At 67.0% G+C, this 12,530-nt stretch carries 10 protein-coding genes and 1 pseudogene; 5 read left to right on the forward strand and 6 right to left on the reverse strand.

The window, feature by feature from the left end; genetic code table 11:
- Nucleotides 1–250 precede the first annotated feature (250 nt).
- Nucleotides 251–1,249, forward strand: a complete 999-nt coding sequence (locus NC4_RS18685; RefSeq protein ID WP_067539799.1) for an acyl-ACP desaturase — start codon at nt 251–253, stop codon at nt 1,247–1,249.
- A 772-nt stretch (nt 1,250–2,021) separates the two neighbouring features.
- On the opposite strand, the gene NC4_RS18695 is transcribed toward NC4_RS18685, so the two are convergent.
- From NC4_RS18695 to glpK (NC4_RS18710), 5 genes and pseudogenes are all read right to left on the reverse strand, one after another.
- Nucleotides 2,022–2,645 carry a class I SAM-dependent methyltransferase gene (locus NC4_RS18695; protein WP_369690766.1) on the reverse strand — a complete coding sequence of 208 codons (624 nt, stop codon included), beginning with the start codon at nt 2,643–2,645 and terminating at the stop codon, nt 2,022–2,024.
- A 124-nt stretch (nt 2,646–2,769) separates the two neighbouring features.
- The gene (locus NC4_RS42815; protein WP_369690768.1) at nt 2,770–2,997 is read right to left on the reverse strand and encodes a hypothetical protein; all 228 of its coding nucleotides are present in this window, start codon (nt 2,995–2,997) and stop codon (nt 2,770–2,772) included.
- On the reverse strand, nt 2,897–3,622 hold the full coding sequence (locus tag NC4_RS18700) for an MIP/aquaporin family protein (protein WP_084529328.1): 726 nt from the start codon (nt 3,620–3,622) through the stop codon (nt 2,897–2,899). Before NC4_RS18700 ends, NC4_RS42815 begins: the two co-directional genes overlap by 101 nt.
- Nucleotides 3,623–3,853: 231 nt before the next feature.
- A pseudogene (gene glpD / locus NC4_RS18705) lies at nt 3,854–5,566 on the reverse strand (glycerol-3-phosphate dehydrogenase).
- Between the two features lie 9 nt (nt 5,567–5,575).
- Entirely contained in the window at nt 5,576–7,105 is a 1,530-nt protein-coding gene (glpK, locus tag NC4_RS18710) for a glycerol kinase GlpK (protein WP_067539806.1), read from the reverse strand.
- Between the two features lie 150 nt (nt 7,106–7,255).
- Here glpK (NC4_RS18710) and NC4_RS18715 point away from each other — a divergent pair, with 150 nt between their 5' ends.
- The 4 genes from NC4_RS18715 (at nt 7,256) to NC4_RS18730 (ending at nt 11,961) form a co-directional block, all read left to right on the forward strand.
- A complete protein-coding gene (locus NC4_RS18715; RefSeq protein WP_067539808.1) occupies nt 7,256–8,020 on the forward strand; it encodes an IclR family transcriptional regulator in 765 nt (254 codons plus the stop codon).
- A gap of 70 nt (nt 8,021–8,090) precedes the next feature.
- Complete coding sequence (gene glpK, locus NC4_RS18720) at nt 8,091–9,605, forward strand: glycerol kinase GlpK (RefSeq protein ID WP_067539810.1); 1,515 nt, start codon at nt 8,091–8,093, stop codon at nt 9,603–9,605.
- Nucleotides 9,606–9,615: 10 nt separating this feature from the next.
- A complete protein-coding gene (locus tag NC4_RS18725) occupies nt 9,616–10,449 on the forward strand; it encodes a DUF72 domain-containing protein (RefSeq protein ID WP_067539812.1) in 834 nt (277 codons plus the stop codon).
- 87 nt (nt 10,450–10,536) lie between these two features.
- The gene (locus NC4_RS18730) at nt 10,537–11,961 is read left to right on the forward strand and encodes a WGR domain-containing protein (RefSeq protein ID WP_067539815.1); all 1,425 of its coding nucleotides are present in this window, start codon (nt 10,537–10,539) and stop codon (nt 11,959–11,961) included.
- A 17-nt stretch (nt 11,962–11,978) separates the two neighbouring features.
- On the opposite strand, the gene NC4_RS18735 is transcribed toward NC4_RS18730, so the two are convergent.
- Complete coding sequence (locus NC4_RS18735) at nt 11,979–12,482, reverse strand: PaaI family thioesterase (RefSeq protein ID WP_067539818.1); 504 nt, start codon at nt 12,480–12,482, stop codon at nt 11,979–11,981.
- Nucleotides 12,483–12,530: the final 48 nt, after the last annotated feature.

The raw sequence follows: 12,530 nt of genomic DNA on the forward strand, positions 1-12,530 counted from the left end.
CGATCCGCGTGGCTGTCAAGGACTGTTTTGCAACTCGCGAACGCTCCCGGCCGCGAACACTGCGGCGGGTGTTGAAGCCAATCTCCGGCGAACTGGGCTAGATTATCCGAGGCTAAGCCGACCAGTCTCGTTGTTCGACACGCGGGACCCTGAAACCGTTCCAGATGGTCCTTTTCGCCCACGGCGGCAATCGCCGGATCTTTCACCATCATTCCGCAGCGCCGAGCCATTTCGAGGGAGGCACACGAACGTGGCCAGGAATCTGACGCAGCTCGAGTTGCTCATCGAGTTGGAGCCTGTCGCCGAACAGAATGTGAATAGGCATCTATCCATGGCCAAGGACTGGCATCCGCACGACTACGTGCCGTGGGATGAGGGCCGCAACTTTGCAGCTATGGACGGCCAGGACTGGGATCCGCAACAGTCGAAGCTCAGTGAGGTCGCCAAGGCGGCCATGATCACCAACCTGCTGACCGAGGACAACCTTCCCAGCTATCACCGGGAAATCGCCGAGAACTTCTCCCAGGACGGCGCCTGGGGCACCTGGGTGGGCCGCTGGACGGCCGAGGAGAACCGGCACGGCATCGTTATCCGCGACTACCTCGTGGTGACCCGCGGCGTGGATCCGGTCGCCCTGGAACAGGCCCGCATGATTCACATGACCAACGGCTACAACGCCATGCATCTGGTCCGCGACCGCGTCGGCCACAACCACATCTATGCGGCTGCCGGATTCATGTATTCCGTCATCTATGTGACATTCCAGGAATTAGCCACTCGCGTTTCTCACCGCAATACCGGCAAAGTGTGCAATGACCCCATAGCGGACAGGATGCTGCAGCGCATTGCCGCCGACGAAAACCTGCACATGATCTTCTACCGCAATATGGTCGGCGCCGCCCTGGACCTGTCCCCCGACCAAGCCGTCGAAGCCATCGCCAACATCGTCCAGCAATTCCAAATGCCCGGCGCGGGCATGCCCAACTTACGCCGCAACGGCGTCCTCATGGCCAAACACGGCATCTACGACCTCCGCCAGCACCTCGAGGAAGTAATCGTCCCCGTCCTCAAGAAGTGGAACATCTTCGACCGCACCGACTTCACCCCCCGCGGCGACTACTACCGCAACGTCCTCGGCCAGCACATAGAAAAACTCCGCAAAGACGCCCTCCGCTTCGAAGAACAACGCGACCGCTCCCTCGCCCGCGAAGCCGCACGCCAGGAAAAGGATTCAGCCCTCATCAGCTGAACCCATTGCTGGACAACCGATCACAAGGAACTGGTGGCGGCATTCCCCGAGTACCCCCCGCCACCAGTTCCCGGTCACCGTCGTTTCACCTTCGCTGGACCTGTGGATAACCCTGACTCGGCATACATTTCGTGTCGGGTGGGGCGAGTACGAGTTCGAGCGCGTCTTCCCGGACGTCTACGTGCGCAAGGGCGCTGTGCTCGACGCCGCCGGGCGGGCGCGCGCGTCGGCGCACTGGGCGAAGGGGGACTGTGTCGTGGTGGGTTTGTCCGCCGCGGCGCTGCACGGGTTCGGTGGCTCGACGGCGACGGGCCCGCGGAGTTGGCGCGGGCGGGGCATTCCCGGCCGCCACTCGGGATCCGGGTCGTGTGTGCCGACTTCGCGGCACATGAACGGTGTGAGATAGACGGGTTTCGCGTGACGCCCCCGGCCCGGACCGGCTTCGACATCGCCCGGCGGCTGCCACGGGATCGGGCGGTACCGATCCTCGACGCACTGTGCGCCGCAACGGGTCTGGCAGCCGAAGAGATCACGGCGATCGCCTCGGAACATCCGAGGGCTCGCGGGACGAAGCGGCTCGGCGCCGTCATCCCGGTGATCGACGGCGGCGCGGAATCCCCACCGGAATCCCACACCCGCCTGCTCCTGCTCGACAATGGATTGCCGCCCCCGACAACCCAATTGGTCCTTCGCGACGAGTACGGCTGCTTCGTGGCCCGGCTCGATATGGGCTGGGAGGCGTGGCGGGTCGCCGTCGAACTTGGGCCAATGATCACACCGCAGGCTTGGTCCAGGCGAGGGAATACCTCCACATCACGTGTCGCCGGAATCGGCTGCCGGGCAGCATGTCTCGGGCAATCTCGGACATCTCCGCGTAGGTCACCGGGGGCGGCCAGACGATCGTTGAGGGGTGTTCCCACTTCGCCTTGGTCAGGCGAAACCATGTGAATGCGCCTGTGCCCGCGAGGATCCAAGGCAGGTCCCGGGGCAGCACATCACGTGCGAGACCCACGACCGCCAAAGTCCCACCCGGACGGAGCAATTCCTTCATCTTCACCAGCCCGGCGGCCGCGTCCATGTGGTGCAGCGTCGCCACCGAGACGATCCCGTCGAACGATTCCGCCTCGAACGGGTAGCTCAGGAAATCCCCGCACACATACTCGATCTCCCCCTCCGGCGACTGCTTGCGCGCCAACTCGATCCCCGCCTCGTCGAGATCGATCCCCGTCACCCGCGCGCCGCGAGCATGCAATCGCCGAGCGAGCATCCCTTCACCACACCCGACATCGAGCACGGCACCCCCGGCCCGCACCGCCTCCCCCAGCAGCCGGTGATAGTGGATGTTCCCATTCCACCGCTCCCCATCCGGCACCTCGATGCCCCGTCTCCAACCCACGCGCCGTCCTCTCGTCCAGTCCCCCCAACCTAATTGGACCGACGATCACCGGGAACTGGTGGCGGCGTTTCGCGAGTAGCCCCCGCCACCAGTTCCCGGTCGTGGTTGTTTCACACGGGGAGGGCTAGAGGTAGAGCTGGGCGACCAGACCGGCGAGGGCGCCGCCGACCAGCGGGCCGAGGACCGGGACCCAGGAGTAGGCCCAGTCGGCGTTCTTGTGGGTGGAGGAGACCGGGTCGCCGGGGCTCTCGTCAACGACCGAGCGGGTGGCGCCGCCGGAGGCGACCTCGGCGGGCAGGCGCTTGGGGAGGATATTGGCCGATCGCTTGGTGGGCAGGAGGGCGTAGGCGATGCGCGGGCCGAGGTCGCGGGCCGGGCGGGCCGAGGTCGCGGGCCGGGTTGATGGCGTAGCCGGTCGGGCCGCCGAGGGAGGCGCCGATGCCGACGACCAGCAGGGCCGCGGCGAGGGGGCCGAGGCCGCTGGGGGTGTGGCCGAAGGCCAGGATCACGAAGACCAGGGCGAAGGTGGCGATGACCTCGGTGAGGAAGTTCCACGAGTAGGAGCGGATGGCCGGGCCGGTGGCGAAGATGCCCAGCTTCTCGCCCTCGTCGGGCTCCTCGTCGAAGTGCTTCTTGTACGCCAGGTACGCGACGCACGCGCCGAGGAAGGCGCCCACCAGCTGCGCGGAAATGTAGGCGACGGTATTGACGAAGTTCACCGGAATTCCCGGCGCGTACTCCGAAGCGCCGCTGAACAACATGCCGATGGTGACCGCGGGATTGAGATGACCGCCCGTCTTGTAGGCGGCGTACACGCCCGCGAAAACGCCCAGGCCCCAGCCGAAAGTAATGAGCAGCCAGCCGCCGTCATAGCCTTTCGACTTTGTAAGCAATACGTTGGCTACCACCCCTGCGCCGAGCAGGATCAGGACACCGGTGCCCAGTGCCTCACTGACAAAGATAGTGCTGAAATCCATTGATGCGCCTCCCTGTCGGCGGTCGCTGCCAGTCCGGACAAGACTTTACGGTCTTTCGTCCAGCAAATACGTAGAAACACGCTAGGGGCTAAAGCGCCTCGGACACAAGTCCGCAATCGTTGTCGAAAAGCCAGCTGGTACAGCACATTCGATTACGAAACGCCGGACAGCGCCGCTCCGGAATACTCCGGCGCGGCGCTGTTGGCTTATGGAATTGTGTGCCGAATCGAATCAGCGCGCGGCGACCAGGCGCGCGGCATTGGCGGACTCGTCGTCCCGGGCCGCGTTGGCGGCGAGTTCGGCGTGCACGCGGTCGTAGTAGCGGTTGATCTCCGCATTGGCGCGGTCGGCATCCCAGCCCAGGTGGGGCGCGATGAGACCGGCGATCTCGGCGGCCGCTTCCAGACCCCGGTCCGGCACCTCGATGGAGATGCGGGTGCGGCGGGTCAGGATGTCGTCGAGGTGCAGGGCGCCTTCGTGGGTGACGGCGTAGACGGCCTCGGCGGCGATGTAGTCCTCGGCGCCCCGGATCGGCTCCCGCAGGGCGGGAACGGCGGCGATGAGATCGAAGATGTTCTCCGCCAGCGAGCCGTAGCGACCGAGCAGGTGCTCGACGACCTCGACCGGGAGGTCGGCGCGGGCCGCGACGCCGGGCAGATCGGCGAGCATGTCCTGTTAGCCGACCGCGCCCAGGATGGGCAGGCTCTCGGTGGTCGAGCGCGGGGCATCACTGCCGAGGGTCGCGGCGGCCGCGTCCACGACATCGGCGGCCATGACGCGGTAGGTGGTGTACTTGCCGCCCGCGATGACGAACAGGCCGGGGGCCGGTTCGGCGACCGCGTGCTCGCGGGAGAGCTTGGAGGTCTCCTTGTTGGCGCCGGTCATGAGCGGGCGCAGGCCCGCATAGGTGCCGACGATGTCGGCGCGGGTGAGCGGTTCGCGCAGCAGGGTGTTGACGTGGTCGAGGAGGTACTGCACGTCGGCGGTGCTGGCCGTCGGATGGTTCTTGTCCAGGGTCCAGTCGGTATCGGTGGTGCCGATGATCCAGTGCTCGGCCCACGGGATGACGAACAGCACGGACTTCTCGGTACGCATGATCAGGCCGGTGCCAATGTCCAGGCGTTCGCGCGGAACCATGATGTGCACGCCCTTGGACATGCGCACGTGGAACGGGAAGTCCACGCCGGTCATCTTGATCATGTCGTCGGTCCACACGCCGGTCGCGCTGATCACGGTGCGGGCCCGGATGGTGTGCTCCAGACCGGTTTCGAGGTCTTCGACCTTCGCGCCCACGACGCGCTCGCCCTCGCGGATGAGCTCGACGACCTTGGTGCGGGTGAGCACGGTCGCGCCGTGCTGGGCGGCGGTGCGGGCCAGCATCATGGTGTGGCGGGCATCGTCGACCTGGGCGTCGTAGTAGCGGATGGCGCCGGTCATGGCGTCGTCCTTCAGACCCGGAGCCAATTCCAGGGCCTTGGTGCGGGACAGGTGCCGGTGCATCGGCACCGCGCGCGCACCGCCGAGCGTGTCGTACAGCGCCACGCCCGCGCCGATGTAGGCGCGCTCCCACACCCGGTGCTGCAGCGGGATCAGGAACGACACCGGGTGCACCAGGTGCGGGGCCAGCTTGGACAGCAGCAGGCCGCGTTCCTTCAAAGCCTCACGGACCAGGACGAAGTCGAGCATCTCCAGGTAGCGCATGCCACCGTGGATGAGCTTGGAGGACCGGCTCGAGGTGCCGGCGGCGAAGTCGCGCGCCTCGACCAGGGTGACCGACAGGCCGCGGGCGGCGGCGTCCAGCGCGGCGCCCGCGCCGGTCACTCCACCACCGATGACCAGCACGTCGATTTCGGTGTCGCCGAGCGCATTGATGGCCCGGGCGCGGTAGGCGGGATCCAGTTGTGCGGACACGAAATGCTCCTTGTTAGCGGGGTTGTGAGTCATCGGGCAGCGCTACTCGTCGTCGTCATCGATATCGACCCAGTCGAGGGTGCGCGAAACAGCTTTCAGCCAGCGGGCGTACTTGCGTTCGCGCTTCGCCTCGTCCCAGGTGGGCTGCCAGCGCTTGTCCTCGTGCCAGTTGTCCACGAGTTCGTCTGTGTTGTTCCAGAATCCGACCGCCAGACCCGCGGCATAGGCCGCGCCGAGCGCGGTGGTCTCCGCGACCACCGGGCGCGAGACCGGGACGCCGAGGAAGTCGGCCTGGATCTGCATGGCCAGTTCATTGGCGGTGACACCGCCGTCCACGCGCAGGGTTTCGAGCTTCACGCCGGAATCGCGCTGCATGGCCTCGACCACGTCGCGGGTCTGGTAGCAGATGGATTCCAGTGTGGCCCTGGCCAAATGGGCGTTGTTCGAGTACCGGGACAGGCCGACGATGGCGCCGCGCGCATCGGGCCGCCAGTACGGTGCGAACAGGCCGGAGAAGGCGGGCACGAAGTACACGCCGCCGGTGTCGGACACCTGCCGGGCCAGATTCTCGATTTGCGATGCGCCGGAAATGATTCCGAGCTGATCGCGCAGCCACTGCACGGCCGATCCGGTGACCGCGATCGAGCCTTCGAGGGCGTACACCGGCTTGTCGTCGCCGAACTGGTAGGCGACGGTGGTCAGCAGGCCGTGCTTGGAGTGCACAATCTCTGTACCGGTATTCAGCATCAGGAAATTCCCTGTGCCGTACGTGTTCTTGGCCTCACCCGGGCGGAAGCACACCTGGCCGACGGTGGCGGCCTGCTGATCGCCGAGCACGCCCGCGATCGGGACCGCGCCCTTGAAGGGGCCGTCGGGATTGGTCATGCCGAAGCCCTCGGGATTCGAGGAGGGCGCGATGGCGGGCAGCATGGCGCGCGGAATTCCGAAGACCGCCAGCAGTTCCTCGTCCCAATCCAGGGTTTCGAGGTCCATGAGCATGGTGCGCGAGGCATTGGTCGGATCGGTGATGTGCACGCCGCCGCGGGTGCCGCCGGTGAGATTCCAGATGATCCAGGAGTCCGAGGTGCCGAAGAGCGCATCGCCGTTCTCGGCGTGCTCGCGCACGCCCGGGACATTGTCGAGGATCCACTTCACCTTGCCGCCGGAGAAGTACGGTGCGGGCGGGAGACCGGCCTTGCTGCGGATCAGATCGCCGTGCCCGGCCTTCTCCACCTCCGCGATGATGCGGTCGGTGCGGGTGTCCTGCCAGACGATGGCGTTGTAGTAGGGGCGTCCGGTGCGGCGGTTCCACACGATGGTGGTCTCGCGCTGATTGGTGACGCCGACCGCGGCCAGATCGTTCGCGGTGAGCCGGGCGCCGACGAGGGCGCTCTTGATGACGGTGCGGGCGCGTTCCCAGATCTCGTCCGGATTGTGTTCCACCCACCCGGCCTGCGGCATGATCTGCTCGTGTTCGATCTGATGGCGGGCAACCACATTGCCGCCGTGGTCGAAAACCATGAAGCGCGTGGAGGTCGTGCCTTGGTCGATGGCCCCGACATACTGCGTCATCGCGATCCTTTCCGGAATCTCTTCGTTGAGTCCGTTAGCCCAGGTGAGCACGGTCGCGGCCGGGCCCGACGTCCACGCTACGAAGTGAACGACCGCCCCGACAGGGCCGCCGTTCGACAATGCCGAACGGTTAGCTGATAGGTTACGGGTATGCCGGGTTCGATTCAGTCGATCGAGCGCGCCGCGGCCATGTTGCGCCTGTTCGCGCGCGGCCCCGGGCGGCTCGGCGTCGGGGAGATCGCGGCCGCCCTGGGGCTGGCCAAACCGACCGCGCACGGCATTCTGCGGACGCTACAGGGCGTGGGGTTCGTCGAGCAGGATCCGGTCAGCGGGAAGTATCAGCTCGGGCAGGCCATCCACGAGCTCGGCGGGGGCTATCTGGATGCCAACGAGTTGCGGTCGCGGGCGATCAATCGGGCCGATGCGCTGGCCGCCCACAGCGGGGAGTCGGTGCGGATCGCCGCGCCCGCGAACGGCGGGGTGTCGGTGGTGCACCACGTGTTCCGGCCGGACAATACCGAGCAGGCTCTGGACGTGGGCGCCGTGCTGCCGCCGCACGCCACCGCGCTGGGGAAGGTGCTGCTGGCCTACGACTCCCAGCTGTCGGCCATGGTGCGGGAGGGCGAGCTGCCCGCCTTCACCCATCGCACGATCGTGGACCGGGCCGTGCTGGGCCGGGCGCTGACCGAGGTGCGCAGGACCGGATGGGCAGGAGATGTCGGCGGGTACCGGTCCGCGGAGGCGAGCATCGCCGCGCCGATTCGCGGGCGCGGCGGACTCGTGGTCGGCGCGATCGGCATCAGCGGGCCGATCGATCAGCTCTGCGACGGGCAGTTGCGGTTCCGGCCCGGACTGATCGGGCAGGTCCGCGATGCGACGCAGGCGGTGTCCAGGGACCTCGGTGGGGCACAATGATTTTCACGGACACGGCGGCCTTATCGCCCAGTGGCACAGTGGTTTTCATGCGGGACGGGAGCGGGTGCGAATGACGCAACGGTATGTGCTGGCCATCGATCAGGGCACCACGTCCACGCGGTGCATCCTGTTCGATCAGCGCGCCCGGCTGGCCGGGGTGGCGCAGCGCGAGCATCGGCAGCACTATCCGCGGCCCGGGTGGGTGGAGCAGGACGCGCTCGAGATCTGGCGCAATGTGGAGCGGGTCGTGCCTGCGGCGCTGCGAGATTCGGGGATCACCGTCGATCAGGTGGCGGCGGTGGGCATCGCCAATCAGCGGGAGACGACGGTGGTGTGGGACCGGCGCACCGGGACGCCGATCGGGCGGGCCATCGTCTGGCAGGACGTGCGCACCGAGGAGCTGGTGAATCGGATGCTGGAATCGGCTGGGGCGGAACGCATCCGGGAGTTGTGCGGACTGCCGCTGGCGACCTACTTCGCGGCGCCGCGACTGCGCTGGTTGCTGGATTCCGTACCGGGGCTGCGGGATCGCGCCGAACGCGGCGAGGTGCTGTTCGAGACCATGGAGACCTGGTTGATCTGGAATCTCACCGGCGGAGCGGATCACGGGGTGCACGTCACCGATGTCACCAATGCGGGGCGCACACTGCTCATGAACCTCGAAACCCTGGACTGGGACGACGAACTGCTGCGGTTCTTCGGCATTCCGAAGGCCATGCTGCCGCGAATCGAGCCGTCGACCGGTGAGTTCGGGACGGCGCGGCGGGTGGTGCCGGGCGTGCGGATCGCGGCGGCGCTGGGCGATCAGCACGCGGCGCTGTTCGGGCAGACCTGTTTCGCGCCGGGTGAGACGGAATGCACCTATGGCACAGGCGGATTCCTGCTCATGAACACCGGGCGGGAACTGGTGCGGTCGCAGCACGGCCTGCTCACCACCATCGGATATCAGGTCGGTCCGGAGCCGGTGTACGCGCTGGAAGGGCCGATCGCGGTCACCGGGTCGCTGGTGCAGTGGCTGCGCGACAACATCGGCTTGATCGCCAGTGCGCCGGAGATCGAAACCCTCGCGGGCACAGTCGAAGACAATGGCGGCTGCTATCTGGTGCCCGCCTTCTCCGGGTTGTACGCACCGCATTGGCACAGTGATGCACGCGGGCTGATCATCGGCCTGACCTCCTATGTCACCAATGGGCACATAGCCCGGGCCGTGCTCGAGGCCACCGCCTGGCAGACTCGCGATGTGGTGGAGGCCATGAACGCCGACTCCGGCCTGCACGCCGCGGCGCTGCGGGTGGCGGGCGGAATGACCTCCGACAACCTGCTCATGCAGATCGTGGCGGATGTCCTGGACATACCGGTCATGCGCCCGATCGTCGCGGAGACGGTATCCCTCGGCGCGGCCTACGCGGCAGGCCTGGCGGTCGGTTATTGGCCCGATCTCGAAGGCCTGCGCCACAACTGGCGCGTGGCGGCACAGTGGCTACCGCGCATGGACCCCGACCTGCGCGCGGCGGAGTACGACAACTGGCGGCGGGCGGTGGAGCTTACCTTCGGTTGGCTGCGACCGAAGAAGTCCTTGACCTAACGTGGCAGCTATGCGGTTGTACGTGGGATGCGCGATGTGGCAACACCCGGACTGGCAGGAGAGACCTATACCCCCGGCGGAACGCCTGCGCACCTACTCCTCGTGGTGCAATGCGGTCGAGGGCAACACCACCTTCTACGCCACCCCGCAGCGCCGCACCGTCGAATCCTGGGCCCGGCAAACCGATCCCGACTTCCGTTTCGTGGTCAAACTGCCGCGCACCATCACCCACGACCGCCGCCTCACCGGCATCGACGCCGATATGACCGCATTCCTGGACGCCATCGAACCCCTGGGCCGCCGCCTGCACGCCCCCTGGGTCCAGCTCCCGGCATCCTTCACCGACCTCTCCGCGCTGGCCCGCCTGCTCGACGGCCTCCCCGTCCATTACCGTGCCGCGGTGGAAGTCCGCCACCCCGCCTTCTTCCAGAACGACCGCGCCATCCAGCAATTGGAATCGGTCCTCAATGCGGCCGCGGCCGAATGGGTCACCTTCGACACGACGGTCCTCTTCGACACCCCGCCCATCAGCGCCGCCGAGAACGAAGCCTGGTCCAAGAAACCCCGCGTCCCGCGCCGCACCCGCGCCCTCACCGAATTCCCCATGGTCCGCTACCACGGCCGCGACGACCCCAAAGCCACCATCGCCGGGTGGCAACCCTGGATCCGCACCGTCGTCACCTGGCTCCGCGAAGGCCGTTCCCCCACCGTCTTCATCCACACCCCCGACAACTCCCAGGCCCGCACCCTGGCCCGCCAGTTCCACGCCGAAGTCCGCACCCACCTCCCCGACCTGGCCCTCCTCCCCGACCCCCTCCCCACCGACCCCATGACCCTGTTCTGACATCCGTCCGGCTGGAAGGCGAGCGAATGTCGGTGTGGCTTGCTAGCTTTCGCGTCACATCAGTTGACGTGAGGCACGGAGCAGAGCATGACCAGCGGGGCGACCACCTATCTCGAACTGTCCGAGGACAGCGGTTCGGCGCACAAGTTCTATGAAGTTGTCGTGGCGGGGCCGGAAGTGACGATTCGGTACGGGCGGATCGGGGATGCGGGGCAGCGGAGCGTGAGTTCGTTCGCCACGGAGGCGAAGGCGCAGGCGGCTGCGGTGAAGAAGATCAATGAGAAGATGCGGAAGGGGTATGCGCCCGCGGTCATGGGGGCGCGGGGGAAGCGGCCGGTGACGCGGCGGGCCATCGTGAGTCAGCGGTCGACCGCGAAATCGGCTCCGGTGCTGTGGACTTTCGATTCGGGGGCGGCGGCGTTCGGGATCTTCGTGGACGAGCGGCGCTGCTGGGTCGGCAATGAGAGCGGCGATGTGTTCACGCTGACCCCGGGCGGTGAGGTGACCGGGCGGTTCAAGCTGCCGGATGCGGTGAAATGCATTGTGGCGGACGATTTCTGGATCTATGCCGGATGCGATGACGGCCGGGTGTACGACCTGTCGGGGAAGGTGCCGCGCGCGGCCTACGATATCGCCGCCAATGTCGACATCTACTGGCTCGATATTCACGACGGCATCCTCGGCGTCTCCGACCGCGAGGGCGGGCTGACGGTCATCGACCACGAGGAGGAATCGCTGTGGTCGCGGCGCAGCACCGGAAGTTCCGGCTGGATGGTGCGCATCGACCGGGATGGCGTGTACCACGGGCATTCCGACGGCGTCACGACCTACGATCTGGCCAGCGGTGATCAGCGGTGGCAGGTCAAGACCGGCGGCTCGGTGCTGTTCGGCTGGCAGGAGACCGACGCCGTGTACGCGGGCACCAGCCACAATCAGGTGCGGATGGTCGCCAAGAACGGCAAGTCCGAGCGCACCTATCAGTGCGATGCGGCCGTATTCTCCTGCGCCACTTCACCGGACGGCCGCTACGTCTTCGCCGGTGACAACCACTCCTCGGTGTACTGCTTCGATTCCGCCGGGCAGCGGCTGTGGAAGCTGGCCACGCGGTGCGGTTCGGCGTACTCCATGCAGTACCACGACGAGAAGCTCTACCTGGTCACCACCAATGGCACCCTGGCCTGCCTGGATGTGAGCGAAACCGCCATCCACGACGCGGAACAGGGCGTGCTGCCGGAGACGGTCTCGGTGAAGGCCCCGGAGATCTCGGCCGTAACCCCCAGCGCCACCGTGGAATTGGTGGCCGAGGCCGGGGACGGCATTGTGGTCGAATGCGTACAGGAGGGCGTCAACTTGCGCGTGCACGTGGTCTCCCCCAGCTACCAGAGCAACTGGAATGTGCAGTTCCCCCGCGAGATTCACCAGGCGGGCGCGCGCTATGTGGTCGACGCGGTCGCCGAATCGGCTCGCGGCGGCTTCTACCGCGTCCGCGGCGATATCCGCCGCCTGGGCTGAGCGGCCACCGGGAGAGCTCAGGCTCCGACGCTGGAGAGTTCTCCCGGATCCGCACCCAAGCGCGTGAAGTGGGCCGGGTCGACCTCGACGAAGATCGCCCGGCCGGTCGCGACCACGGTATCGCCATCGGTGAGCACCGCATCGATGAACAGCTTGCGCCCGTCCCGGCCGCTCAAGAGGGAAGTTACGACGAATTCCCGATGCAGCCGGGCCGGTGCCCGGAAGTCGACATCGAGCTTCACCGTAACCGCGGGCAGCGCGAGCGGCACCAGGATGGCGCCGCACGCCTCGTCCAGGGCCGCCGCGACAATCCCGCCGTGCGCCACCCCCGGCGCGCCCTGATGCCGGTGATCCAGCATGAATGTGCCGCTTACCGTGTCACCTCGGCGCACGAAGCCGATGAGCGGCGAGGCCGGATTGGACGGCCCGCACCCGAAGCACCCGTGGTGGTGTGGCGGGAACGGTCCGTCCGCGAACCGCTCACCGAGCGGCAGCGCTGCCGCGGCGCGATCTTCGTCCATCTCAAAAAGTTAACCCAGATTCAGCGGCAAAGCGAGATCCGGCGGGCC

This window comes from Nocardia crassostreae (genome assembly GCF_001613405.1).
GTDB classification, from domain to species: domain Bacteria; phylum Actinomycetota; class Actinomycetes; order Mycobacteriales; family Mycobacteriaceae; genus Nocardia; species Nocardia crassostreae.